The sequence below is a fragment of the Saccharothrix carnea genome, from assembly GCF_003014735.1.
In the GTDB taxonomy this organism is placed as follows: domain Bacteria; phylum Actinomycetota; class Actinomycetes; order Mycobacteriales; family Pseudonocardiaceae; genus Actinosynnema; species Actinosynnema carneum.
Genome location: NZ_PYAX01000005.1, coordinates 496561 through 520693, shown reverse-complemented (window position 1 = coordinate 520693; position 24133 = coordinate 496561). Strand labels below are relative to the sequence as shown.

24 protein-coding genes and 1 tRNA gene are annotated in these 24133 nt (G+C 72.0%); 9 read left to right on the top strand and 16 right to left on the bottom strand.

The window, feature by feature from the left end:
* Window positions 1–30: 30 nt before the first annotated feature.
* The 3 genes from B0I31_RS17320 to B0I31_RS17310 form a co-directional block, all read right to left on the bottom strand.
* Window positions 31–115 (bottom strand) — tRNA-Ser (locus tag B0I31_RS17320).
* 82 nt (window positions 116–197) lie between these two features.
* Entirely contained in the window at window positions 198–632 is a 435-nt protein-coding gene (locus B0I31_RS17315) for a nucleoside deaminase (protein ID WP_106616580.1), read from the bottom strand.
* Window positions 633–672: 40 nt separating this feature from the next.
* Window positions 673–1161 carry a tRNA adenosine deaminase-associated protein gene (locus B0I31_RS17310; RefSeq protein ID WP_106616399.1) on the bottom strand — a complete coding sequence of 163 codons (489 nt, stop codon included), beginning with the start codon at window positions 1159–1161 and terminating at the stop codon, window positions 673–675.
* Window positions 1162–1250: 89 nt separating this feature from the next.
* On the opposite strand from B0I31_RS17310, the gene B0I31_RS17305 reads away from it, so the two are divergent.
* The 5 genes from B0I31_RS17305 (at window position 1251) to B0I31_RS17285 (ending at window position 8430) form a co-directional block, all read left to right on the top strand.
* A complete protein-coding gene (locus B0I31_RS17305; protein ID WP_106616398.1) occupies window positions 1251–2486 on the top strand; it encodes a M20 metallopeptidase family protein in 1236 nt (411 codons plus the stop codon).
* A gap of 150 nt (window positions 2487–2636) precedes the next feature.
* Entirely contained in the window at window positions 2637–3587 is a 951-nt protein-coding gene (locus tag B0I31_RS17300) for a prephenate dehydrogenase (RefSeq protein ID WP_106616579.1), read from the top strand.
* Between the two features lie 9 nt (window positions 3588–3596).
* Window positions 3597–5360, top strand: coding sequence for a fibronectin type III domain-containing protein (locus tag B0I31_RS17295; RefSeq protein WP_146173874.1), 1764 nt, complete (start codon window positions 3597–3599; stop codon window positions 5358–5360).
* A 66-nt stretch (window positions 5361–5426) separates the two neighbouring features.
* Window positions 5427–7232: a fibronectin type III domain-containing protein gene (locus B0I31_RS17290; protein ID WP_106616396.1), complete on the top strand. Its 1806-nt coding sequence runs from the start codon at window positions 5427–5429 to the stop codon at window positions 7230–7232.
* A 13-nt stretch (window positions 7233–7245) separates the two neighbouring features.
* Window positions 7246–8430 carry a thiolase family protein gene (locus B0I31_RS17285; protein ID WP_106616395.1) on the top strand — a complete coding sequence of 395 codons (1185 nt, stop codon included), beginning with the start codon at window positions 7246–7248 and terminating at the stop codon, window positions 8428–8430.
* Window positions 8431–8559: 129 nt separating this feature from the next.
* Here the strand turns inward: B0I31_RS17285 and B0I31_RS17280 are convergent, their stop codons facing one another.
* The 5 genes from B0I31_RS17280 to B0I31_RS17260 form a co-directional block, all read right to left on the bottom strand.
* Window positions 8560–9117: a hypothetical protein gene (locus B0I31_RS17280; protein WP_106616394.1), complete on the bottom strand. Its 558-nt coding sequence runs from the start codon at window positions 9115–9117 to the stop codon at window positions 8560–8562.
* 186 nt (window positions 9118–9303) lie between these two features.
* Window positions 9304–9930, bottom strand: coding sequence for a putative glycolipid-binding domain-containing protein (locus tag B0I31_RS17275; RefSeq protein ID WP_106616393.1), 627 nt, complete (start codon window positions 9928–9930; stop codon window positions 9304–9306).
* Complete coding sequence (locus B0I31_RS17270) at window positions 9927–10100, bottom strand: antitoxin (protein WP_106616392.1); 174 nt, start codon at window positions 10098–10100, stop codon at window positions 9927–9929. The genes B0I31_RS17275 and B0I31_RS17270 overlap by 4 nt, the downstream gene beginning before the upstream one ends.
* 149 nt (window positions 10101–10249) lie before the next feature.
* Window positions 10250–11515, bottom strand: a complete 1266-nt coding sequence (locus B0I31_RS17265) for a thioester domain-containing protein (RefSeq protein ID WP_106616391.1) — start codon at window positions 11513–11515, stop codon at window positions 10250–10252.
* 391 nt (window positions 11516–11906) lie between these two features.
* Complete coding sequence (locus tag B0I31_RS17260) at window positions 11907–13118, bottom strand: DNA cytosine methyltransferase (protein ID WP_106616390.1); 1212 nt, start codon at window positions 13116–13118, stop codon at window positions 11907–11909.
* An 87-nt stretch (window positions 13119–13205) separates the two neighbouring features.
* On the opposite strand from B0I31_RS17260, the gene B0I31_RS17255 reads away from it, so the two are divergent.
* A complete protein-coding gene (locus B0I31_RS17255; protein WP_106616389.1) occupies window positions 13206–14000 on the top strand; it encodes a hypothetical protein in 795 nt (264 codons plus the stop codon).
* Window positions 14001–14013: 13 nt separating this feature from the next.
* Here the strand turns inward: B0I31_RS17255 and B0I31_RS17250 are convergent, their stop codons facing one another.
* Window positions 14014–15444, bottom strand: coding sequence for an ATP-grasp domain-containing protein (locus B0I31_RS17250; protein ID WP_106616388.1), 1431 nt, complete (start codon window positions 15442–15444; stop codon window positions 14014–14016).
* 150 nt (window positions 15445–15594) lie between these two features.
* Entirely contained in the window at window positions 15595–15807 is a 213-nt protein-coding gene (locus B0I31_RS17245; protein ID WP_073897400.1) for a hypothetical protein, read from the bottom strand.
* 117 nt (window positions 15808–15924) lie between these two features.
* Here B0I31_RS17245 and B0I31_RS17240 point away from each other — a divergent pair, with 117 nt between their 5' ends.
* Complete coding sequence (locus B0I31_RS17240) at window positions 15925–16815, top strand: NAD-dependent epimerase/dehydratase family protein (protein WP_106616578.1); 891 nt, start codon at window positions 15925–15927, stop codon at window positions 16813–16815.
* Window positions 16816–17039: 224 nt separating this feature from the next.
* Here the strand turns inward: B0I31_RS17240 and B0I31_RS17235 are convergent, their stop codons facing one another.
* Window positions 17040–17939 carry a ribonuclease Z gene (locus B0I31_RS17235; RefSeq protein ID WP_106616387.1) on the bottom strand — a complete coding sequence of 300 codons (900 nt, stop codon included), beginning with the start codon at window positions 17937–17939 and terminating at the stop codon, window positions 17040–17042.
* 17 nt (window positions 17940–17956) lie between these two features.
* Here B0I31_RS17235 and B0I31_RS17230 point away from each other — a divergent pair, with 17 nt between their 5' ends.
* Window positions 17957–18799 (top strand): serine hydrolase domain-containing protein, encoded by an 843-nt coding sequence (locus tag B0I31_RS17230; protein ID WP_106616386.1) that lies wholly within the window; start codon window positions 17957–17959, stop codon window positions 18797–18799.
* On the opposite strand, the gene B0I31_RS17225 is transcribed toward B0I31_RS17230, so the two are convergent.
* The gene (locus B0I31_RS17225) at window positions 18756–19541 is read right to left on the bottom strand and encodes a GNAT family N-acetyltransferase (protein ID WP_245950041.1); all 786 of its coding nucleotides are present in this window, start codon (window positions 19539–19541) and stop codon (window positions 18756–18758) included. The two genes, B0I31_RS17230 and B0I31_RS17225, sit on opposite strands and share 44 nt — an antisense overlap.
* Window positions 19499–19768: a hypothetical protein gene (locus B0I31_RS17220; RefSeq protein WP_106616384.1), complete on the bottom strand. Its 270-nt coding sequence runs from the start codon at window positions 19766–19768 to the stop codon at window positions 19499–19501. The genes B0I31_RS17225 and B0I31_RS17220 overlap by 43 nt, the downstream gene beginning before the upstream one ends.
* Window positions 19769–19956: 188 nt before the next feature.
* Here B0I31_RS17220 and B0I31_RS17215 point away from each other — a divergent pair, with 188 nt between their 5' ends.
* Entirely contained in the window at window positions 19957–21936 is a 1980-nt protein-coding gene (locus B0I31_RS17215; protein WP_106616383.1) for a glycosyl hydrolase family 28-related protein, read from the top strand.
* Here B0I31_RS17215 and B0I31_RS17210 read toward each other — a convergent pair whose 3' ends face one another.
* From B0I31_RS17210 to B0I31_RS17200, 3 genes are read right to left on the bottom strand one after another with little or no spacing between them, the layout of a single operon-like run.
* Complete coding sequence (locus B0I31_RS17210) at window positions 21937–22899, bottom strand: NAD(P)-dependent alcohol dehydrogenase (RefSeq protein ID WP_106616382.1); 963 nt, start codon at window positions 22897–22899, stop codon at window positions 21937–21939.
* Window positions 22899–23120, bottom strand: coding sequence for a helix-turn-helix transcriptional regulator (locus B0I31_RS17205; RefSeq protein ID WP_106616381.1), 222 nt, complete (start codon window positions 23118–23120; stop codon window positions 22899–22901). The genes B0I31_RS17210 and B0I31_RS17205 overlap by 1 nt, the downstream gene beginning before the upstream one ends.
* Window positions 23121–23540: a hypothetical protein gene (locus B0I31_RS17200; RefSeq protein WP_106616380.1), complete on the bottom strand. Its 420-nt coding sequence runs from the start codon at window positions 23538–23540 to the stop codon at window positions 23121–23123. It lies immediately after the preceding gene.
* Window positions 23541–24133: the final 593 nt, after the last annotated feature.

Here is a 24133-nt window from a genome sequence, read left to right as displayed (position 1 = left end):
ACCTGAGTCGGTGAGCGGGGCTCTGCGCAGCGGTGGCGGTGGGATTTGAACCCACGGAGGCGTTAACCTCACACGCTTTCGAGGCGTGCTCCTTCGGCCGCTCGGACACGCCACCGCCGAGAACAATACAAGACCGGCGCGCTATGTCCCAACAGGGGGTGGCCGCTGGCATCTGCGCTGGTCAGAGCGTCCGAGGCTCACAGGTCGGCGAAGAACGACTCCAGCAGTGCCGCGCACCGCTCGGCCAGCACGCCGCCGACCACTTCCGGGCGGTGGTTGAGGCGGCGGTCGCGGACCACGTCCCAGAGGGAGCCGACTGCGCCGGTGCGGGGTTCCCAGCAGCCGAAGACCACGCGGTCGACGCGGGCCAGGACCAGGGCGCCCGCGCACATCGTGCACGGCTCGACGGTCACCGCCAGCGTGCAGCCGGTGAGGCGCCAGCCGTCGCCGTGGACCGCGGCGGCGGCGCGCAGCGCCAGGACCTCGGCGTGCGCGGTCGGGTCACCGAGGGCCTCCCGGGCGTTGCAGGCGCGCGCCAGCACGGCGCCGTCCGGGCCGTAGACGACCGCGCCGATCGGGATGTCGCCCGTCGTGGGAGCCTCGGCGGCGACCAGCAGGGCCGCTTCGACCATCGCCTCGTCGGACGCCTGGCTGATCACGCGACCACGCCCGTCACGCCTGGAGGCTGTCCAGCAGCTTGGTGAACTCGTCGCCGAAACCGCAGCGCTGCGCGATCATCTGCAACTGCTCGTCCGGGTACAGGTCGACCTCGTCCACGATCACCTGCAGCTCGTGCTGCGGCATGCCGAGGTCGGCGAGCACGGCGAGGTCGCCCTCGGGCCAGAGCTCGTCGTCCTCCTCGTCCGGCGGGTCGACCCGGAGCAGGTCGAGGACGTCGGCGGCGATGTCGTAGTCCAGCGCCGCCGCGGCGTCGGACAGCAGGAGGGACACCCCGCCGGGCACCGGGCGCAGGACGATGAAGAACTCGTCGTCCACCGCCAGCAGCCCGAACACGGCACCCGTCGAGCGCAGTTGGCGCAGTTCCGTGATCGCCGCGTCGAGCTCGGACAACGCCGAGCTGTCCATCTTGCTGCACCGCCACCGGCCGTCCTCACGGACAACCGCGACAGCGAAGCCGTTGACCGGCTCCTGGTGTGCCATGTGCACACCGTAGGGCCACGCCCAAGCACCCGGTAGCACGGGGGGCTCGGCCACGGGCACGGGGGGCGCGGCGATGCCACTATCGAGGGATGAGCACAACTCTGCCGAACGCACAGACGGCCGGCCCCGAGCCCCGGTTCACCGGGCTGGTCGAGGCCGCCCGAGCCCTTCAGCCCAGGACAGTGGCGTTGCGACGGCAGGTGCACCGGCACCCGGAGCAGGGCTTGGACCTGCCCGCGACCCAGGCCGCGATCCAGCACGCGCTGTCCGGCCTGCCGGTCGAGGTGACCACCGGCACGTCCAGCAGCTCGGTCACCGCGGTGCTGCGCGGCGGCAAGCCGGGACCGACCGTCCTGCTGCGCGGCGACATGGACGCGCTGCCGCTCCAGGAGGAAACAGGCCTGGCCTACGCCTCCGAGATCGACGGTTCCATGCACGCCTGCGGCCACGACACGCACGTCGCCATGCTCGCCTCCGCCGCACGCCTGCTCTCCTCACGCCGCGACGCGCTGGCCGGCCAGGTCGTGTTCATGTTCCAGCCCGGCGAGGAGGGCCAGCACGGCGCACGCCACATGCTCGACGAGGGCGTGCTCGACGCGGCGGGCACACCGGTGGAGAAGGCCTTCGCCCTGCACATCACCTCCACGCTCCAGTCGGGAGTCGTCGTCAGCCGCCCCGGGCCGACGATGGCCTCGGCGGACACCTTCCACATCACCGTCAAGGGCCGCGGCGGGCACGGCGGCATGCCGCACGACGCGATCGACCCCGTGCCGCCCGCCGCCGCCATGGTCGGCGCGCTGCAGACGATGGTCGCCAGGCGGGTCAGCGTGCACCAGCCGGCCGTGATCACCATCGGCCGCCTCGTCGCGGGCACGACGACCAACATCATCCCGGAGACCGCCCTGGTCGAGGGCACCATCCGGACGCTCTCGGAGGACACCAGGGCCCTGGTGCACCGCGAACTCCAGCAGGTCGTCACGCACGTGGCCGCCGCGCACGGCTGCACGGCCGAGGTGGAGATCGTCCCCGGCTACCCGGTCACGGTGAACGACGACGTGGTCGGCCCGCACGTCATCGACATCACCGCGGCGGCCCTCGGCTCCCGCTGGGCGGCACCCATGGACGACCCGCTGATGGGCGCCGAGGACTTCTCGTACGTGCTGCAACGGGTACCGGGCGCGATCTCCTTCCTGGGCGCCTGCCCGCGCGGGGTCGAGCTGGACCGGGCGGAGCCGAACCACTCGAACCGGGTGCTCTTCGACGAAGCAGCCATGGAGCACGGGGTCGTCGTCTACACCGCGTTCGCGTTGGACGCCCTGCGGTGAGCCGAAGCGGGGTCGGGGCTGTGGTGTCGTCCATGCCTCGACCCTGCCGCCGGTCGGCGGAGGTGGCGGGGGGCGTTCGCGGATCTGTGGACAACTCCTGTCCTGTGGACGAGTAGGGGGCTCGCGGCCCTCGCCGGCAGGATGGGCGCCGTGCGAAGCGTCTGCGTGGTCGGGCTCGGGTTGATCGGTGGTTCGGTGTTGCGCGCGGCAGCCGCCGCCGGGCGCGTGACCTGGGGCGCGACCGCTTCGACAGCCGACGCGGAGGCCGCCGCGCGGGACGGCCACGACGTGGTCGACCTCGCCGAGGCACTCGAACGCGCGCGCGTACACGATGCGCTCGTCGTCGTGGCGGTTCCGCTGCCGGCTGTGGAAGAAGTGCTCCGCGCCCTGCCCGAGGGCGTCCGGCTCACCGACGTCGTCAGCGTCAAGGGCCCGGTCGCCGACCTGGTCCGCCGGGTCGCGCCGCACGCCCGGTACGTCGGCGGCCACCCCATGGCGGGCACCTCCGCCTCCGGCTGGTCCGCGGGCCGCGCCGACCTGTTCCACGACGCCGCGTGGGTCGTCACCGCCGAGGACGACGCCGACCTCGACGTCCTCACCGACGTCATCGAGCTGGCCCTCGCCGCGAAAGCCCACGTCGTGCCCACCACCGCCGCGGAGCACGACGCCGCGGTGGCCCGCATCTCCCACCTGCCGCACCTGCTCGCCGCCGTGCTGGCCAGCGTCGGCGCGGACGGCGGACCGCTCGCCCTGTCCCTGGCCGCGGGCTCGTTCGGCGACGGCACGCGCGTCGCGGGCAGCCGCCCCGAGCTGGTCCGCGCGATGTGCGAGGGCAACCGCGGCGCGCTGCTCGACGCCGTGGACGACGCGCTCGGCCGGCTGGGCGCGGCCCGCGGCTCGCTCGCCTCGACCGGCGGCCTGGCCAAGACCATCGACGCGGGTCACGCCGCCCGCCTCGCGCTGGTCGACAAGCCGACCCTGACCGACCTGACCGTCGACCTCACCGCCCCGGACGCCCGGCGGGCGCTGCGCGACCTGGGGTCACGCGGAGGACGGGTCGTTGCGCTGAACGGCACAACCGCGCTCGCACTCACCCCATAGAGTGCTTCGGTGGAGCGTCGCAGACTCATCGCCGCCTTGGGGGGCCTCGTGCTCCTGGGCGCGGCGGTGGTGGTCCTGCGCAACGAATCCGCTCCCCCGCCACCGCAGGCCTTCGAGCGGTTCCTGGACGAGAAGGTCGAGTACGTCCCCGACACCCAACGCCTCACCGCGCCCACCGACCTGCGGCTGACCGGGTTGGACCGCACCAGCCTGCGCGCGTCCTGGACGGCCACGGACGGCATCGGCCACGGCGGCTTCGAAGTGCGCTGGAACGGCCGGACGCGCCTGGTCCGCGGCACCGAGACCGAGCTGACCGACCTCGACGCCAACGCCGACGTGCAGGTCGAGGTGCGCGCCCTCGACGCGATGGGCAACCGGTCCGACCCCGCCACCGCCCGGGCCGTGCCGCGACTGGCCTACGACGACACGTGGCTCGACGGCCTGGTGTCACCCCTCGACGTGTTCGACGGCCCGGAGGCGCTCAACCCGCGCCGGTGGCGGGTCTTCGACCGCGGCAACACCGACTGCCTGTGCCTGCGCTCGCTCAACGGCAAGCGGCTGGAGATCGACTGCGACCGCGTCGACCTGCAGTCCAACGTGCCGCTGCGGTTCGGCGTGCCCGCACCGGACGGCGCGATCGCCCGCGTCTCGCTCACCACGGACGGCCCGGTCGGCGCGCAGCCCGAGGACAGCTCGGTGCTGATCGCCCTGCTCCCCGAACCGGTGCACGACGTCGGCCACCTGGAGGAACCGTTCCCGCCTGGTGCCGTGGTCCTGCGCATCACGCCCTTCGGCACGCAGTTCGTGCTGGGTGGCGTCACGTCGCCGACCGAGCTGGGCGGCACCTACCCCCCGCCGACGTCGGGCGTCCGCCACCGCTGGGAGCTGCGCCTGATCCCCGGCGCCGTGGTGGCGCTGCGGGACGGGGTGAAGGTGGCCATGGCGGAGGTGGAGCTGCCGTGGACGTCCGCGCGGGCACGCCTGGTGTTCCGCAACGCCCGCGGCACCCACCTGGACACGTTCGGCATCGGCGGTGTTCCGGGCACGCCCGCACCGGGGTCCGTGGCGCCGCTCGGCCCGAGCGCCAACGACAACGGCCTGGTGTCGCTGGGCAACGTGGCCAACTCGCAGCTGGCGGGCGCGTCCTCGGTGCGCGTCGTGGCGTCCGTGGTCGCCGAGCGCACCGCGCCGATCACCGTCGAGCTGGGCACGCGGTCCGCGCCGGCGGTGTTCATGCCGCCCGACCGCGGCCTCGACCGGTCCAGCCCGTCCGTCGTCTACGCCGACTTCCCGCTGCCGGCACCCGACTCGAATCCCAAGGTCGCGCTGCGCTCGGACGGCGGCCTCACCGCCTACTCCGCGCACCTGGTGATCGCGGACAGCCAGGACGCGCGCCACCGGCTGCCCCGGCTCGTCAACCGCGCGCTGCCCGACCCGCTGGTGTCCAGACCAGCGGTTTCCGTCGTGCACGAGGCCGCGGACGACTCGGGGACGCCCCGGCTCCCGAGCGGGGGCAAGCTGCGGCTGGCGGTCGAGTTGGCGGACTCGCGGGCGCGCGATGTCGCCGCCGTGAAGGGCGTCGAAGTGGATCTCGACGGTGAGCGGATCGTCGTGCTGCCCACGAACGGCTCGGCCGGCGGGCGGCACGAGTTCCTCATCGACCTCGCCGGGCTGCCCGGCGGGCGGCACCGGCTGGACGTGCGGGTGCTCCCGGTGGACGAACGGCTGGTCGTGCAGTCGTACGAGCAGCCGTTCGAGATCCGGCCGTTGTAGTCCTTCTTGGTCTCGGGTGCGCAACGACGTGGTGACCGGCGTCACCGCGCGACCTAACGTGACTCAATGGAACGTCGCCGGATCGCCCTGATCGCCGCGGGTGTGGTGCTGTTCGCCGGGGTGATCACGGTGTTGCGCACGACGGGCCTCGGCGAGCCCGTCACCGCGACCAGCGTGTCCGCACCGCCGCCCACGTCGCTGGCGCCGTTCGCCGCCGAAGGCGTGCTCGTGCCGACAGCCGGTCCCCCGCCCGAGGCGCCCCGCGCGCTGACCGTGTCGTCCGGGCCGCGGCGGTTGCAGCTGCGGTGGACCGGTGACGCGCCCGGCTACGAGGTCCGGTGGGGCGACCCCGGCAGGCTCGACCGCTCCCGGTTGATCACCGAGCCGGTCACCCAGCTCGACGGCCTCGAGGACGAGCGCAGCTACGAGGTCGAGGTGTACGCCGTGGACGCGTTCGGGCAGCGGTCGGCGCCCGCGAAGGCCACCGGCACGCCGCACGCACTCCCCTCCGGCGACTACGCCCTCGAAGACCGGTTCGACCAGCCCGACGCGCCCGACCCGACCCGGTGGCGGTTGGCGTCACGGGGCAACTGCGCCCGCGCCACGCCGGGGCAGGACGACGACGGGCGGCGACTGGTGCTCAGCAGCAACTGCGCAGCGGCTCCGGCGACGGTGCGGTCGCGCACGCCGTTCGTGCTGCGGGACGGCGACGACCTGGGCCGGTTCGTGGTGGACACCGACGCGCCCGGCGGTGACGGCGAGCTGGTGCTGGACCTCGTGCCGGGGCCGGTGTCGCTGGTCAGCGGTGACGCGTTGCCGCCGGACGCGGTGCGGCTGCGGGTGGCGACCGGTGCCGGTGCGACGTCCGTGCAGGTGGTGGTGCCGGCCGGGACGCCGACGACGGTGGTGCGCGGGGTGCCCGCGTTGGAGACCGGGATCAGCCACCGGTGGGAGCTGGTGCTGCGGCGCGACGGCGTCCGGGTGCTGCTCGACGGGCACGTGGTCGCGACCAGCCCGGTGGTGCCCTCGTGGCGCGAGGCGACGGCGCTGGTGTCCGTGGCCGGGCCGACCGGGCAGCGCGCGGCGATCAGCCTGATCGCGTTCGACGCGGCGGACGCTTCGCCACCGGCGTGGGTCCCGGCGCCGGCGGTCGACGTCACGGCGGCGGTGTCCGCTCCTTCCGCCCACGGGCTGGAACCGCTGCCGGACGTGACCGGTGGCCTGCTCCGGATGGCCTTGCTGCACAGCGACACGGCGGCGGAGGCGCCGTCGTTCACCCTGTCGGTGGCCGGGGTCGTGGTGCCGGTGCGACCCGCGCTGGCCGGTGCGCCGTGGCGGCCCGGGGTGGCGTACCCGGTGGTCGCGGACCTGCCGGCGGAGGCGTTGCGGGTCGGCGCGTCGGGTGCGCTGGCCGTCACGCTGGTGACCGCGCTGCGGGTGCAGGCGACGCACGTCGACCTGGAGCTGACCGGGTCGTACTCGGGTGCGCCGCCCCGGCGCGAGACGCAGCCGCTGACCGGGCGGGAGCGGGAGTTGGCGCGGGCGAGCGGCACGGTGCTCGACGCGAGCGGCCGGACCGTGCCCGAGGGTGCGGCGGTGCAGCGCGGGCGGATGGTGTTCGACCTGGTGCTGGAAGGGCAGCCGGGTGAGGCGCTGGCCGGGTTGGCCGGGTTCAGCGTGCGGGTGGACGACGAGCGGGTGGCCGTGGTGCCGACCGCGTCCGGCGGGCCGGGTGTCGCCGGGAAGTACCGGTTCGCGCTGAGCACCGGTGACCTGTCCCTCGGGCCGCACATGATCGAGGTGCGGCTGTTCGGCACGTCCGGTGAGACCCGCCCCACCTCGGCTTACATCCCGTTCTTCGTCGGCCGGTGAGAGGATGGGGCGCATGTCGCGCCCCCTCATCCTCGACGCCGCCCGCACCCCGTTCGGCCGCTACCGCGGTGGGCTGTCCGGCGTGCGGGTGGACGACCTGGCCGCGCTGCCCATCGTGGAACTGCTGCGGCGGCACCCCGGGCTGGACCCCGCGTCGATCGACGACGTGCTGCTGGGCAACACCAACGGCGCGGGCGAGGAGAACCGGAACATCGGGCGGATGGCCGCGCTGCTGGCCGGGCTGCCGACGTCGGTGCCGGGGGTGGCGATCAACCGGCTGTGCGCGTCCGGTGGTGAGGCGATCGTGCAGGCCGCGCGGGCGTTGGCGCTCGGGGACGCGTCGCTGCTGGTCGCCGGTGGTGTCGAGGGGATGACGCGGGCGCCGTTCGTGGTCCCGCGGTCGGACCGGCCGTTCGCCGACCGGTTGGAATCGGTGTCGACGGCGCTCGGGTGGCGGCTGGTGAACCCGCGGATGAAGCCCGAGTGGACCGTGCCGCTGGGGCGTGCGGCGGAGGACGTCGCGGTGGAGTTGGGGATCACGCGGGAGCAGATGGACCTGTTCGCGCTGCGGTCGCACCGGCGCGCGTCGGCCGCTTGGGACGCCGGTGTGCACGACGGGTTCGCGTTCCCCGTGCAGTTGCGGGACGGTGCACCGGTGCGGCGGGACGAGTCCGTGCGGCCGGAGACGTCGGCGGACAAGCTGGGGAAGCTGAAGTCGGCGTTCTCGGAGAGCGGGCCGGTGACGGCGGGCAACTCGTCGCCGTTGAACGACGGCGCGGCGGCGGTGCTGATGGGGTCGGAGGAGGTGGCGTCCTCGCTGGGGATCACGCCCCTGGGTGAGTTCCTCGGCTCGGCCGTGACGGCGGAGGACCCGCAGCGGTTCACGCTGGCCCCGGTGTCGGCGATCCGGAAGCTGCTGGCGCGGCTGAAGATCGAGTCGACGCAGGTGGACCTGTGGGAGATCAACGAGGCGTTCGCGGCGATGGCCCTGTCGGTGCTGCACCACCTGCCCGAGGTGGAGCGGGAGAAGGTCAACGTGCACGGCGGCGCGATCGCCTACGGTCACCCGCTCGGCGCCTCGTTCCCGCGCGTGATCGTGGACGTGTGCCGGCACTTGCGCGCCCGCGGCGGCGGCCTGGGCGTGGCGGCGGCCTGCGTGGGCGTCGGCCAGGGCATGGCCATCGCCGTCCGCGTGTGAGATCGCCTGATCGAGCGACAGCGCGATCGTGGCGTGCCTTGCTAAGCTTGGCCACAGCCGAGGTCGCTCGACCGAGGAAGTGAGCCCTGGTAGGCCCGTCGGACGGCGGGAGCCAGGGCTTCGCGCTTTTCAGCGCAACTGTTGGCGCCTGGTGACGACGCCGATGTCAATGACCGCTTCAACCAAGGGTGCCACGCGCCTGCGCCATTCGCCGCCGGCTCCGTAGCACCACGCGATCGCATCCGGCACCCACAACGCCGGGTCACCGTGCGAGTTCAAGTGCTCATAGAAGATCGAGTCATCCGGCACGCCGCACTCCCGCAGTGAACGGGTGATGACGCGCCGGTCGATGCGGTCTTCGACCGGACCCCGTCCGTCGAGCACCACCCGCATGACGCGCTCCTCGACCAGATCGGTCACCAGCCTCGCCAGGCACACTTGTCGAACGGCTTCGGACGGCCCTCGGCCCAGGTAGATCCGACTGCGGAAGCCGGCGCCGGTCAGGCGCCCGATCACGTCCTTGCGGACGGTGTCGCTCTCGCTCTTGAAATGCAGCCGCCGCTCACCGGCCACGCGCAGACGCCGCATCATCGTTCGGATCGCGGGCAGTCGACCGGTTTCGACGAACGCGGCCACCAAGAGGTAGCTCGACCGACGCGACTCGTCCACGAAGACGTGTGTGCTCACCGAACGATCGTTGCGCGCTCGCACGGCAGGCAAACGATTGCTCGCCCGATCTGATGATGAGATCCCCAGGTCGGACCGATGGTCGGCCGATAGGCTTGGCCACAGCCGAGGCCGCTAGGCCGAGGAAGTGGACCTGGGCAGGATCCCGCCGGACGACGGGCGCCCGGGTTTCGCGTTGTTCGGGGGTCAGATCCGGTAGGCGATGCGGGGGTAGTCGACCACCAGGCCGGTCCGGTCGACGGTGATGTCCTGTTCGAACTCGCCGTGCGTGAAGGAGACGACCGAGCGGTCCTCGCTGATCGAGACCGTGCGGTAGCGCTGGCGGACCAGTTGGACCGACAGGTCCGGCAGGGTCACGTAGACGACCGGGATCTCGTGCTCGCCCTCCTCCTGCTGGAGGTTGAGCCGGCGGATCGGGATGGCGTTGAACAGGACCGCGAACTGCACGTCCACGTCCACCGCGCCGTCGAAGTCCGCCCGCTCGGCGCCCTGGCCGTAGTCGACCAGCCAGATGCCCTCCGACGAACGGCTGACCGAGATCTGCCGCTCCTCCGACACCGTGGCGGTCCGCAGCAGCAGCCGGGTGACGGCACCGGTCTCGCCGACCGACACCTCGAACGACCCGCTGAACTGCTCGGCCGGACCGGCGGTCACCAAACGGCCCGAGGCGCGGAGCTTGCGCTCCGAGAGCAGGAAGCGCACCTGCTCCAGCCGGGGCACGTCGTAGCCCTGCCAGGTCACCATCTGCGCGGCGGCGGAGCGGGTCTCCCCGGACGACGGGTTCCCCCGCTCAGCCGTGTTGAACGAGTTCACTCTCCACCCGGAAGGATGTCCTTGGCCTTCTCGGCCACCGATTTGACCTGCTCTTCGTGGCCGAACCTGCCTGCGACGAACTCGGCGGCCCGGTCGATGCCCGCATCGACCTGCTCGTGGTGCTGCTCGAGCACCTCGGACGCCTTGTTCTTGATCTCGTCGAAGTTCATCGTGCTCCTTCGCACTCCTGAAGCAGGCTACCCGAATCGACCTCACGCCCCCAGCGGCAAACCGTACCGCCGGGCACCGCACACCGCCCGCACACCGCAACGGCCCCCCGGGAGGAGTCCCGAGGGGCCGTTGCGGTCGGTCAGCGTGATCAGGCAGTGCGCTTGCGACGCAGGAACAGCAGCGCGCCCGCACCCGCACCGAGCAGGCCGAGGCCGATCAGCAGCGGCACGAAGATGGACGCACCGGTGTCGGCCAGTTCGCCTTCACCGCCGCCCGCGGCCACGTCCGTGGTCGTGGTGGTCGTCGGCGCCTCGGTCGTGGTGGTCGTCGGCACGGTGGTCGTGGTGGCCTCGGTCGTGGTGGTCTCGACGGCGGCCGCGAGCCACTTGGCCTTAGCCTTCGCATTGACCGGGAAGTTCTCCGACTTGGCGATGATCAGCGACTGCGTCTTCTGGTTGCGGTCGCTGGACACGAACAGCCGGCCGCTGCGCAGCTCGGCGCTGGCCGAGACGGTGAACTCGACCTCGCCGGGCACGGCGAGCTGGTCGACCTTCACCCACACCTCGGCGACGTTCGACGTCGCGGCGGCGCTGCGGGAGTCCTCGTCGGCCACCAGCAGCGGCTTGCCCTCGGCGTCCACGATGGTGACGCCCGCGGGCAGCTCGGCGGTCAGGACGAAGCCGGTGGCCGTGGTGGAGATGACGAACGGGCCGATCTTCCCGCCCGCCTTGCCCTCCAGCTCGCCCGGCTCGATGGACAGGGTCGGCTTGGGCTCGGCCAGGTCCACGGCCTTGGTGGTCAGGTACTCGTAGACCTTGTAGACCAGCTCGTCGACCGTGCCGCCGTAGACGTCCTCGGTCTCGGCGGTGGAGTCGTCCTTGCGCAGGTCGATCCCGTCACTGAAGTGCCACACGGCCGCCTGGGTGCCGGCGATCAGGATGCTGCGCTTCTTCTCCTCGTTCTTCGGGTCCAGGCCGTACAGCTCGAACGCGTCCACCGCGTCCACCGCCGGGTAGCTGTTCTGCAGCACCCAGTTGACCTTGGCGGCGTTCTCCTTGAACTTGGTGCCCGGGTTGGGGTGCTCGCCCCACGGCACCTCTTCCAGCGGCTTGCCGTCCTCCAGCGGGGTCGGCAGCTCGACGCAGTACGCCTGGGCGGTCTGGTCCTCGCCGCCTTCGTGCAGCTTCAGACCGATGAGGCTGGCGTTGAACGCCTGCTTGCCCTCTTCGTCCGCGTTGCCGTCCAGGAGCTCGCCGTCACGCTCCAGGTAGATGCCCATGCCGGGCTCGTTCGCACCCTTGTAGGGCTCGACCTTCGGCTTGTCGGCGGCGGACGCGGGGAGGGCCGTCATCACGACGAGGCCGGCACCGAGGATCGCAGCGCCGAGGCGCTGGAGAGTCGACCGGGAAGCCATTTGTCTCCTTGAGGCTCACGAGGGTAGCCCGTTGGTGGTTCAAGGCGGCGGTCCGTGTCGCTCGGGGAGCTACTTGGCAGAGCGCTCCGACACCGAAACGACAGGAATCAGCCGAACATTAGCCGATTGCGTTTATCCGATCGAGAATGGTCGACACTGTCGGCAGAACCGCCTGCGAGCAGCGACAACAGAGTCCGTCCATCCACAATGGATGATCAAGCATATTCGACGGCCCGTCGAGGACAGACCGCGGGGTACTGTTTCGACGGACCGCGAAACGGACACCGCTACCCGCCTCCGCCGGCATTCCCGCAGCTCAGATGGTCCACAGTGGAATGCACGTAATCCGCGCCGACCTGCTTTCGACGCCACACCGTTGCCAAACGGTGATCTACGCCACCAGGGCGGACGGCGTGACCGGGCGGATGTCGCCGACCCGCAGCGACGTGCCCGGCAGGCACAGGTCCCGCGCGGTCGGCGGCTGGCCGGTCAGCATCCACTTCACCAGCGCCGCGAGCTGGAACGAGATCAGCGGCGGCACGGCGTCGCCCAGGTGCCGGTAGGCGTTGCCGATCACCGACACGTCGAACCGGAACCGGCGCGGGAAGCCCTGCAGCAGCGCCATCTCCCGCACCGTGCACAACCGGTGCTGCTCGGGGTGCGCGTAACGCCCGTTGCCGACGTGCCCGCACTCCCGCTTGATCGTGCGCGCCGGCTCGTCCCACCACATCCGGCCGTACACGTCCGGGTGAGAACCCCACTTGCCCTCTTCGATGATCTTGCGCTGGGCCGGGTTCAGCAGCAGTTCCGCGGACGAGCCGACCAGGTCGCCCCACGACCCGCCGTCGGCCGGGATGGCGCGCATCCGGTCCAGCGAGCGGTCGCGGCGGAACGACGGCGACACGTGCATCTCGTCCTCCGGGTGCGCCTCGCCCGCCTCCACCGGCGGCAGCTTGCCGATCGCCCGCCGCACGGTCACCGCGCCCGGCCGCACCTCCCAGCCCTGCCACAGGTCCTCCAGCGTGCGCAGCGGCACGCCCGAGTCCACCGCCACCACCATCGCGCGCTCGCGCAACTGCGGCAGCCCGAAGCGCGACAGCATGTGGGTGCCGGCGTCCACTTCGTACCCGATCTCCAGCAGCTGCTCGGCCAACCCGTCCAGGTGATGCCGCTGCTTGCCCTTCACCAGCTCGCGCGCGTTCTCCAGCACCAGCACGCGCGGCCGGAACTCGGCCACGTACGCGGCGACCCGGCCGACCAGCGAGTTGCGCGGGTCGTCACGCAGGTGGTTGGCGGGCGCGATCCGGGTGAAGCCCGAGCACGGCGGGCACGCCACCAGCACGTCCAGCTCGCCGCGCCGGAGGTTCCACACCTGCCGCAGCACGGCGGGGTCGAGCCGGCCCAGGTCCACCTGCAACGGGTCGACCCCGATGTTGTCCCGGTAGATCCCGTTGCACCGCAACGACCCCAGCCGGGACGACGGCTTGCCGATCTGCGCGTCGGCGGCACCCACGATGGTGAAGTCCCGGTGCGCCTGGAAGCCGAGGCTCATGCCACCGGCGCCGGAGAACAGGTCGACGACTTTGAAGGTGGGTCCGCGCACCGGGTGATCGTACGGTGAGTGCGCGCACCGCCCTCAGGTGAGTGATGCCGCCGGTACCGCCGGCCGTGATCGCGTACGTTGCGCGCCATGGAGCTCCCACCTGCGTGGCAACGGCCGGATCCGTTGCGTGGACTGGAGGACATGCCCTGGTCGGTGCTGGCCCACGGGGCAGGCGTGGAAGAGCTGATGCGCCGGGTGGTGCACGGCGAGCGCGTGACGCGGGAGGTCGCCTGCCAGGGCCTGGCCGACCGGCTGCTGGTCGACGACACGGTGTCCGAGGCGAGCGCGTGGGCCGTGCCCTTCCTGGTGGAGGTGGGCGCGAGCTACCGGGTGCCCGCGGACAGCCGCGATCGGGTGATCTTCCTGCTGGCCGCGATGGCGCTGGCGAGCGCGGGCTTCACCGACGACGGCAAGCGCACCCGCCGCCGGTGGAACGCGCTCGGCCGCGAGCTGCCCCGCCGACCGCCGGACTGGATCACGCAGACCCGGTACGAGGTGGCGAAGGGCGCGCCCAAGGTGTTCGAGGCGCTGGCGGGCGCGGAGGTGGCGTGCTCGATGGCGTTGGCCATCGCGGTGCCCGAGGTCGTGCCGCAGCACGTGGTGGCCGTGGCGGAGGACTTGTCGTCCGCCGACCGCTCACCGCGGCTGCTCGCGCTGGCCGCACGGGTCGCGCTGCACCTCGTGTGCGGCACGCCGGTCACCCCGGCGCTGCTGCGCGCCACCGCGCAGTGCAACACGGAGCTCCTGCGCGCCTACCGCGCCAACGCCTACCCGCCCAACCAGCCGCCGGACGTGACCTTGCAGCTGATGGGCTACCGGTACGCCTACCTAGCCGCATATGAAGGAACAGCGTATGGGGACTCGTGTCCTTCCAACGGCTAGGCAGGCGTCACGATCACGCCGTGACCGCGGTCGGTTCCACGACCGCGGCAGCGGCCTCGTCGTCGGCGACGGGCACCGCGGGCTCCAGCGGGCCGAGCGCGGTGCCCCACTCCTGGTCGGCCAGGGCGAACGCGGCCACCGTCAGCGCCACGACCGGGCGGCCGAGCGGCAGCTGGTCGGCGTAGAAGTCCAGCTCCAGCCGCGCGCCCAGCGGTGACGGCCGCAGCCGCAGCACGCCGTGCGGCGTCTCCTCGGGGTGCGCGAACCGGCACGACCACTCGGTGAACACGATCGAGCGTTCCACCACCTCGGTCGGGTGGACCGCGCGCACGTTCGCGCCGACCGAGCCGTGCCGGTAGTCGTCCGCGGCGGAGACCAGCAGCTCCTCGAACTCGATGGACGAGACGCCGAGGTCGTGCCCGGCGACCAGGGCGACCTGCACCAGCGCCAGCGGCAGCTGCGGCAGGGCGTCCTCGAAGCACACCATCGCGCCGCCGTAGCGGGTGTTGATCTCGGTGGGCAGGAAGCCGTCGGCGGTGGCGATGCCGTCGAGGGTGAACGTGCCGCGGTAGTCGACGGTCTCGCGCAGCCGTTCGCCGACCCGGCGGGCCAGGTTGCGCATCTCCTCGCGGATCCGCGCGGGCGGGTCGTAGTAGGACGCGCAGCCCGCGTACAGGAACCGGGCCTGGCCCGCGCGGCGCGGCACGACCATCTCGATCGGCCGCAGTACGGCGGTGCCGTCCGGGAACACGATCCCGTGCACGCTCACCGGGATGCCTTCCAGGAACGGCATCACCCGGACGAAGTCGCACTTGGCCGCGAGCACGTCGAACGCGTCCCGCGCCTCCTGCCGGTCGCGGACGCGGCGGACGAAGTTCGCGCCGCCGTTGATCGCCGGGCCGTCGCCGGACCAGACCACGCCCGCGCCGCGGTCGAGGCGCTGGGTCGCCTCCCACAGGCCGTCGAAGTCGAGGCCGAGCACGACGGCGGGCGCGCGGGGCGCGGACAGCTCGTCCCACAGGCCGTCGATCGTCGTCTTGTTCTCCAGCTCCACCCAGTCGGGGCGGCGGGCGTTGAGCACGGGACGGCCCGCGAACTCCCGCGTGTGCACGTACGGGGTGCTGATCACCAGCGCCTCGCCGCGCGGGTCGAACTCCTCCAGCACCGCGCGGACCTTGCGGTTGGGCGAGGTGAGCAGCTTGGTGAGCCGGTTCTGCTCGACCGCGACGAAGCCGCCCGCGATGCCGAGCGGCACCCAGCGGGCCACGTCCGAGTCGTGCAGCGGCGCGTGGTCGTCCGTCGACAGCACGAGCGTATGGCGGGCACCGAGCTGGTGCAGCTCGCCGGCGCGACTACTCAGCCGAGTGCCGCCCGCGAGCACGACCAACCGGTCGCCGAACAGGGTGCCGAGGCGCGCTTGAAGCGCGGAAAGGACGTCATCCATCGCCGAGAACTCGCTTTATGAGAAGCAGACGAGACAACCGGCGAGCGCCGGGTGTCACGCACTGTAGAGGCAGGCGACGGGATCGGCCTAGCACGGTCCGGCAACGACCGGATGAAACTTGCCGATGGGATCAGGGGCGGCCTCGCGAGATCATCGAGCGGCGTCGCGAAGGACCTGGTCAACCCGGTTGAGGAAGGCACGCGGACCCCGGGCCTTGGGGAACGGGAGCAGCAGGCCCAGCAGCGTGTCGTCCACCGACGGCGGTGCGGCGGCCACGATGGCGGCGGCGGTCTCCAGGAACCTCTGCCGCTTGGCCTCGTGCACGGCGTACTCGGCGAGAACGCCCTCGATGCTCGTGTGCATGGCTGGATGCGGGTAACTCACTTGGGTTGTATCGGCCCCACCGGTCCCGACCTTTAGGGTGAATTTGCACCGAGTTCAAAAGCGTGGACCAGGCCGTGGACGTGCTGGGATGTGTCCATGCGCGTTGTGGTCACCGGGTCAACCGGGTACGTCGGGCGGGTGGTGTTCGCGGAACTGGCCGCGGCAGGCCACACCCCCATCCCCTTTTCGGGTGATGTCCGGGTCGGGTCGTTCGACGGGCCGGTGGACGCGGTCGTGCACCTGGCGGGGCTCGGGCGGGTGCGCGAGTCGTTCGGCGAGCCGGTGCGGTACTACGACGTGAACGTGGGCGGCACGGTCAACCTGCTCCGCTCGCCGCCGCCGCGGTTCGTGCTGGCGTCGACGGCCGGCGTGTACGGGTCGCCCGGTGTCGCGACGATCACCGAGGACTGCCCGCGTGCCCCGGCGAACCCTTATGCGGCCTCGAAAGCCGCCGCGGAGGACGTCCTGTCGTGGGCCGCCGCGGCGGGTGGGGTGACCGGGGTGGCGTTGCGCCTGTTCAACGTCGCGGGCGGTGGGGACGTGGACGACACGCGGCTGATCACGCGGGCGTGCGGCGCGGCGGCCGGGCGGCTGCCGCCGATGGAGGTGTTCGGGGACGGGTCGGCGGTGCGGGACTTCGTGCACGTGCGCGACGTGGCACGGGCTTTCGTGACGGCGGTGGAGTGCGAGGTGGAGGGGTACGCGGTGCTCAACGTCGGCGCGACACCGGCCGGCGTGGCCGACGTCCTCGACTCGGTGGCCCGGGTGACCGGCCTCCCGGTGCCGGTCGTGCGGCGGCCTGCGCACCCCGGCGAGGTGCGCGAACTGCGCGCCGACACCACCCGCCTGCGCGCCCTGGGCTGGCACCCGACCTCCTCGGACCTCGACACCCTGGCCCGCTCCCAGTGGGAGGCCGAGCGGGGAGACGCCCCGGCCGAACCCCCAACGCCGAGCAAGGGTCCCCGCCAAGGGGAACCCTTGTCGTAATTCTACTGACGGGGACCGACAAAACCGGGGGGTCGAGCCCGCCGGCGGGGTGGCGGCACGCGGTCCAGGTCCGAGGCGACCACGATCTCGCCCGAGAACACGTCGGCGGCCTCGGGCTTTGTCCGCCGACCCTGTTGCACCGGCTCACGACGAGCCGGCCCGGCTGCTGATCGGCATCGCGGTCACGGCCCGCCCCGACGCCGGTCCTCTCCCGCGCGGCGGGATCAGGCGCGGGCGTCGGACCGGCGCTTCGGCACGCCCACCCGGTCCAGGTCCGAGGCGACCACGATCTCGCCGGAGAACACCTCGGCGGCCTCGTCGTGGAACAGGCGGGGATCGGTGTAGCGCTGCGAGAAGTGGGTCAGGACGAGCTTGCGCACGCCGCACTCGGCCGCGACCTCCGCCGCCTGGCGGGCGGTCAGGTGGCCGTACTCCACGGCCAGCGCCTCGTCCACGTGCAGGTACGTCGACTCGATGACCAGCAGGTCCGCACCATCGGCGAGCTCGAACACGCCGTCGCACAGCCGCGTGTCCATGACGAACGCGAACCGCTGGCCCCGGCGCGGCACGCTGACCTCGTCCAGCAACGGCGGGCGCAGCTCGCGGATCGCCCGGCCGCGGATGCCGCGGGCGGCCAGCAGCTCGGGGACCATGGTCCGGCCGTCCGGCTCGACCAGGCGGTAGCCGTAGGCGGGCAGGGTGTGGTCGAGCCGTCGTGCTTCCAGCCGGCCGAACGGTCCCTCGGCGATCACGCCCGGCGCGACCACCGGCTCCGCCCGCACGTCCGCCACGTCGTGGAACGAGCTGGCGTGCCGCAGCCGCTCGAAGTACTCCGCGCCCTCGGCCGGGAAGTGCGCGTGCACGGTGTGCGGCACGCGGTCGAGGGACATCCGCTGCACGACACCCGGCACGCCGAGGCAGTGGTCACCGTGGAAGTGGGTGATGAACAGCCTGGTGACGTCGGTGGCCGCCACGCCCGCGCGCACCATCTGCCGCTGCGTGCCGTCACCCGGGTCGAACAGGAAGCCCTCGGCGTCCCAGCGCAGCAGGTAACCGTTGTGGTTGCGGGCGCGGGTCGGCACCTGGCTCGAGGTGCCGAGCACGACCAGCTCTCGTGGTGACACGTGGCAAAGTCTGCGGCATGGAGAGCTTGGAGACCTTGGAGAGCTTGCAGGCGGTGTCGTCGTGGCCGGTGGACACCGCGGCGACGGCCGTGGTCGACGCGCGGGGCCGGGTGCTGGGCGCGCACGGACCGGTCGACCACCGGTTCCCGCTGGCGTCGGTGACCAAGCTGCTGACGTCGTACGCGGTGCTGGTGGCGGTGGAGGAGGGCGCGGTCGAGTGGGACGAGCCCGCCGGGCCCGAGGGGTCGACGGTGCGGCACCTGATCGCGCACACGTCCGGGTTGGCGTTCGACTCGGCCGACGTCCAGGCCGCGCCGGGGACCAAGCGGATCTACTCCAACACAGGCTTCCAGGTGCTCGCGGACCACGTGGAGGCGGCGAGCGGCATCCCGTTCGCCCGGTACCTGGCGGAGGCGGTGTTCGAGCCGCTGGGCATGACGTCGTCGGAGTTGACCGGCTCGGCGGGCGCGGGCGCGGAGTCCACGGTGTCCGACCTGGTGCGGTTCGCGGCGGAGGTGCAGGCGCCGAAGCTGGTGTCCGCCGGGCTGGTGGCGGAGGCGACGACGGTGGCGTTCCCGGGGCTGCGCGGTGTGCTGCCGGGGTTCGGGCTGCAGAAGGACAACGACTGGGGGCTCGGGTTCGAGATCCGGGCCGGGAAGTCGCCGCACTGGACGGGTGCCGCCAGCTCGCCGCGCACGTTCGGGCACTTCGGGCAGAGCGGCACGTTCCTGTGGGTCGACCCGGAGGCCGGTGTCGCGTGCGTGGCCCTGACCGATCGGCGGTTCGGCGAGTGGGCCGTGGCGGCGTGGCCCGCGTTCACCGACGGGGTGCTGGCGGAGCTGGGTCGAGCGCGCGGCTGACGTTGACCATCTCGCTGACGGTGGTGAAGCCGAAGGCTTCGTTGACCCGGCGCATGTGCGTGTTGGTCGCGCCGGTGCCGGTGTGGATGCGCTCGACGTCGGGGCGGTCGGCGAGCAGGCGCCGGTAGAGGTGTGCCTTGACCACGGTGCCGAGGCCGCGTCCCCGGTGCTCGGCGCGCACGGCGGTGTCGCGCTGGCTGCCCCAGCGCGGTCGTTGGGGTGTGACGTACAGCTCGGACATCCCGGCGACCTCACCGGTTTCCTCGTGCACCGCGACCGCGACCCGCTGCTCCACGCCCTGGTCGCGCAGCTGCGCCTCCTCGGCGCGCACCTGGTCGGCCGTCCGCGCGGGCGACTGGTAGCCGGTGTCGCCGAGCGGCGCGTCCTGGATCGCGCGGCGGGCGCGGGCGTAGGACTCGACCAGCTCCGCCGGCGCGGCTCCGACCCAGTGCACGACGCGGTATCCGGCGGGCGTGGCGACGTCCCAGCGGGTGAGGTCGACGTCGGCCACCACCAGGGCCTGCATCACGGTGGCGTAGGTGACGCGGAACCCGAGGGCGGTGGCCCACTTCTCGCCTGACCGACCCGCGGGCAGCTGGAACCCCTCGATCGTGGTGCGCCCGGGGTCGCGGACGTCCGCGCGCACGGCGTCGAGAAGGGTCGTGCCGACGCCTCGCCGCCGGTGGTCGGGGTGGACTGTCATGTCGGCGAGCACGAGGTGGGCGTTGTCGTTCTCCGGCAGGGACGCGAACGCGACGCCGACGACCTCGCCGCCACCCGCGCGAACCAGTGCCGGACGGGGCCGAACTCCGGGATCGGCCTGCGCAGCGTGCCGACCACGGCCTTCCGCGTGATCGCCGGGAGCTCCGGCTTGTCCACGGGGTGCGCGGCGGACAGCACGCGGTGGTAGTCGTCGAAATCGGCATCAGCGGCCCGCGCCGGGTCGAACGGGTGCACTTCGATGGTCATGTGTTCCCCCCGCGGCGATGATCCCGATGCGGTCGACCACGGCGCAACCTTCGGCAAGCGGTCGCAAGTTGCCGTTCAGGTAGCGCAAGCAGGCGACAATTTCTCGCAACTCTCCAACAATCCCTTGTGAGCGAGGCCACAGGCTGCCTAAAGTCGCCTCCCCCGGCCTTGAGAGAAACGAGTCCTCGATGTTGCGGATGCCTGCCAGGTTCGGCGTCGTCGTGGCGGTGATCGCCGCAGGGATCGCGGTGCCCGCGGCCGACGCCGCACCCGCCCCCGTCGTCACCCGGGCCGCGCTGGACCCCGCGCTCGTCGCGGGCCGGGGCGCGGACGTCGCGTTCGTCGAACAGGAAGCGGAGAACGCGACCACCACCGGCACGGTCATCGGCCCCGACCGCACGGCCTACACGCTGCCGTCCGAGGCGTCCGGCCGCGCGGCGGTCCGGCTCGCACCCGGCGAGCACGTCGAGTTCACCCTGCCGAAGGCCGCCAACGCGATCACCGTCCGCTACAGCATCCCGGACGCGCCGACCGGCGGCGGCATCACCGCACCGCTGGACGTCACGGTGAACGGCAAGCACCGCCGGACCATGACGCTCACCTCGCAGTACGCGTGGCTCTACAACCAGTACCCCTTCACCAACGACCCGAGCGCCGACCTGCTGCACCCGGACTGGTGGATCACCGAGTGCGCGTGCGTGCCGTCCCAGACCACGCCCACCCCTGTCATCACGAAGCCGTTCCGCCCCAGCCACTTCTACGACGAGCAGCGACTCAAGCTCGGCAAGACGCACCGCGCCGGCGACCGGATCCGCCTCACCGCCCCCACCGGCACGAACGCCGCGTGGACCGTGATCGACCTGCTGGACACCGAGCTCGTGGCGCCGCCGCACGTCAACCCGTTCGCGGCCAGCGTGCTGCTGTTCGGCGCCGATCCGACCGGCGGGCGCGACTCGGCCGACGCCTTCGACCGCGCGATCGCGTTCGCCAGGCGCCACCGGCTGCCGGTCTACCTGCCGCCGGGCACGTTCCAGGTCAACCGCCACATCGTCGTGGACGACGTGACCGTCGAGGGCGCGGGCAACTGGCACACCGCGGTCAAGGGCCGCGAGGTCACCCTGCCGACCCCCGCGCCGGACGGCTCCGTCCACACCGGAGTCGGCTTCTACGGCAAGCCCGCGGCCGAAGGCGGCAGTCGCGACGTCCACCTGCGCGGGTTCGCGATCGAGGGCGACGTGCGCGAGCGCATCGACACCGACCAGGTCAACGGGATCGGCGGCGCCCTCAGCGACTCCACCGTGCGCGACCTGTACCTGCACCACACCAAGGTCGGCCTGTGGTTCGACGGTCCGATGTCGAACGTGTCGGTCACCGACAACATCATCGTCGACCAGGTCGCCGACGCGCTGAACTTCCACACCGGCGTGACGAACTCGTTGGTGCGCAACAACTTCATCCGCAACACCGGTGACGACGGCCTGGCCATGTGGTCGGAGCACCAGCAGAACGCGGGCAACCGGTTCGAGCGCAACACCGTGCAGTCACCCGTGCTGGCCAACGGCATCGCGCTGTACGGCGGCACGGACAACGCCCTGGTCGGCAACCTGGTCGCCGACCCGGTGCGGGAGGGCAGCGGCATCCAGCTCGGGTCGCGGTTCGGCGCGCAGCCGTTCACCGGGCAGGTCCTGATCACCGACAACACCACCGTCCGGGCGGGCACGCACGAGCTGAACTGGAACATCGGGCTGGGCGCGATCTGGTTCTACGCGCTGGAGCGGGACATCGACGCGGACGTGCGGGTGGTGGGCAACCACTTCCTGGACAACACGTACAACGCGATCATGCTGGTGAGCGAGTGGTCGGTGAAAGACCTGCACTCGATCACCAACGTGCACTTCAAGGACGTCCGGGTGGACGGGACGGGCACGTCGGTGGTGAGCGCGCGCTCGGCCGGGTCGGCGACGTTCGAGAACGTGGACGCCCGCAACGTCGGCGCGGTGCCGGTGAACAACTGCGGTTCGTTCCACTTCCCCGCCACCGGCTCGGAGTTCGCGCTCACCGACCGGGGTGGCAACGACGGCTGGCTGGCGCCGTGGCTGCTGCCGAACACGATCACGTGCGACGACCGCCCGGCGGTCGTTCCGCCGCCCGCGCCTTCGGGGTGGTGACTAGGGCGTGACGACGGCGTGGCCGCGCACCCGGCCACGCCGCACGTCCTCGATCGCGGCGGCGGCCTCGTCCAGGGGGTACGTGCGGTCCAGCGCCGGACGGACCGCGCCCGCCTCGATCAGCTCGCGCAGCCGCACGAGGTCGTCCAAGCGGTCCTTGTGCACGAGCGGGCGCACCTTGATGCCGAGAAACGGCGCCGCGACCAGCCCGCGGATCCACCGGTCCGTGCCCATCAACCACCGCCCGCCCGTACCGCCGGCGAGCACGACCGTCCCACCCTGCTTCAGCAGCCGCTTGAGGGTGCGCAGCGGCGGGTTGCCGTAGAGGTCGATCACCACGTCGAACCCGCTCGCGGTCAACGGCCCGGCCGCGTAGTCGAGCACGTGGTCCGCGCCGAGCCCCGTGACCAGGTCCGCCTTCGCCGCACTGCACACACCGGTCACCTCGGCGCCGTAGTGCTTCGCGAGCTGCACGGCGTACGTGCCGACACAGCCGGAAGCGCCCAGCACCAGCACCTTCTGCCCGGCGCGGACCCGTGCCGCGTCGCGCACCGCCTGCAACGCGGTGAACCCGGCGATCGGCACGGCCGCCGCCTCTACCGCCGTGAGATTGGCGGGCTTCGCCGTCACCTGGCCCTCGGGCACGGCGACGTACTCGCAGAACGCGCCGGAGCACCACCCGAACACCTCGTCACCGACCCGGGTGCCCGTCACGCCCGGGCCGACCGCCTCCACCGTGCCGGCCATCTCCAGGCCGGGCACGGTGTTGCGCGGTCGCCGCACCCCGACCACCGACCGTGCGGCGTAGGGCAGGCCGCGCAGGATGTGCCAGTCCGAGCCGGACACGGCGGCGCCCCGGACCCGTACCAGCACCTCACCGTCGCCGACTTCCGGCTTGGCCACGTCCCGCAGTCGCAGCACTTCCTCGGGGACGCCGTACGCGTCCTGGGTGATCGCTCTCATCAGTCGTCCTCCGGGTACTGGAACACGTCGCCGAGCGGCACCTTGAACACCCGGGCGATCTGGAACGCCATCTCCAGCGAGGGCGAGTAGCGGCCCTGCTCGATGGCGATGACGGTCTGGCGCGTGACGTCGAGGCGGCGGGCCAGTTCGGCCTGCGTCATCTCGCCGTGCGCGAAGCGGAGTGCGCGGATCGAGTTGGTGATCCTGGTCGGCTTGCCCACTCAGAACCCCCGGCGGTACGCGACCAACTTGACCGCCGCACCGAACACGGCCCAGACGCTGAACACCGCGTAGATCGCGTTGGCGATCCAGAAGTGCGGCGCCTCGGCCAGCGCCAACCCGAACGGCAGCACCATGCCGACGCCGAGCACACCGCCCGCCACGTGGTCACCGAACCGGTTGATGTCGCGGTCCCGCGCGTCGGCCCGCTGCCTCTCACTGGGCCTCGCGATCTCCACCACGATCCGACCGACCACGGCCAGCCCAACGGAGATCCCGATGGACCACAACATGGGCGCCACGTACGCCACCTCGGCCACCGGCCCGTCCCCCATGCGACCCAGAACGACCACCATGTACCCCAGGTAGACCAGCACGCCGACCACCAGGGACACCCACACACCCTTCTCCTCGTACGACATCGCCCACCCCTCGATGTAAAGAAAACTTGACATCACAAAGGTAAGCTCTGCTTGACATAGTGTCAAGCTTCTTTGACGTTGCTCTACCGCACCTCGGTGAAGCCGTCCGGGATAGGGGCGACGAGCGCGACCCAGGGTTCTCGGGGGTCGGCGGCAGCCACTCAGAGTGGGCGGGCCCGAGGTCTTCGTCCTGCAGATACTCGTGCCGCACCGGGAGCCAGGTGCCGGAGTCGACCCAGAGCCCGACCGGCGGGGTGACCTTCCACCCCAGGTCGTCCTCCAGGTGGACGGTGGACCGACCGTGCACAGGTTCGCCCTGGGCGACGACGCGCAGCCGCCCGTCGGCGAGCGCCTGCTTCATCCGCGTCGGGGTCAGCACGTCGGTATCCGCCACGGCCTTTCCCGGGTCGTGGTAGCCCTGGGTGCGCCGCCACATCCGGTTGGTGGTCGACCGCGGTGGTGGTGCCGTCGCGGTCGATGCTCGTGTCGACCACGGGCTTGCCGTCCACCTGGACCGACGACCGGAACGCGTGCCGTCGCCGAGGCTGTAATTGTCGTAGACCGCGGCACGAACTGTTCGAAGCGGGCATCGG

Coding starts and splice junctions, on each gene's coding strand:
- B0I31_RS17315 (WP_106616580.1), bottom strand. CDS start 632: ATGGTCGAAGCGGCCCTGCTGGTCGCCGCCGAGGCTCCCACGACGGGC.
- B0I31_RS17310 (WP_106616399.1), bottom strand. CDS start 1,161: ATGGCACACCAGGAGCCGGTCAACGGCTTCGCTGTCGCGGTTGTCCGT.
- B0I31_RS17305 (WP_106616398.1), top strand. CDS start 1,251: ATGAGCACAACTCTGCCGAACGCACAGACGGCCGGCCCCGAGCCCCGG.
- B0I31_RS17290 (WP_106616396.1), top strand. CDS start 5,427: ATGGAACGTCGCCGGATCGCCCTGATCGCCGCGGGTGTGGTGCTGTTC.
- B0I31_RS17285 (WP_106616395.1), top strand. CDS start 7,246: ATGTCGCGCCCCCTCATCCTCGACGCCGCCCGCACCCCGTTCGGCCGC.
- B0I31_RS17270 (WP_106616392.1), bottom strand. CDS start 10,100: ATGAACTTCGACGAGATCAAGAACAAGGCGTCCGAGGTGCTCGAGCAG.
- B0I31_RS17265 (WP_106616391.1), bottom strand. CDS start 11,515: ATGGCTTCCCGGTCGACTCTCCAGCGCCTCGGCGCTGCGATCCTCGGT.
- B0I31_RS17255 (WP_106616389.1), top strand. CDS start 13,206: ATGGAGCTCCCACCTGCGTGGCAACGGCCGGATCCGTTGCGTGGACTG.
- B0I31_RS17250 (WP_106616388.1), bottom strand. CDS start 15,444: ATGGATGACGTCCTTTCCGCGCTTCAAGCGCGCCTCGGCACCCTGTTC.
- B0I31_RS17245 (WP_073897400.1), bottom strand. CDS start 15,807: ATGCACACGAGCATCGAGGGCGTTCTCGCCGAGTACGCCGTGCACGAG.
- B0I31_RS17240 (WP_106616578.1), top strand. CDS start 15,925: ATGCGCGTTGTGGTCACCGGGTCAACCGGGTACGTCGGGCGGGTGGTG.
- B0I31_RS17230 (WP_106616386.1), top strand. CDS start 17,957: ATGGAGAGCTTGGAGACCTTGGAGAGCTTGCAGGCGGTGTCGTCGTGG.
- B0I31_RS17220 (WP_106616384.1), bottom strand. CDS start 19,768: ATGACCATCGAAGTGCACCCGTTCGACCCGGCGCGGGCCGCTGATGCC.
- B0I31_RS17215 (WP_106616383.1), top strand. CDS start 19,957: ATGTTGCGGATGCCTGCCAGGTTCGGCGTCGTCGTGGCGGTGATCGCC.
- B0I31_RS17210 (WP_106616382.1), bottom strand. CDS start 22,899: ATGAGAGCGATCACCCAGGACGCGTACGGCGTCCCCGAGGAAGTGCTG.
- B0I31_RS17200 (WP_106616380.1), bottom strand. CDS start 23,540: ATGTCGTACGAGGAGAAGGGTGTGTGGGTGTCCCTGGTGGTCGGCGTG.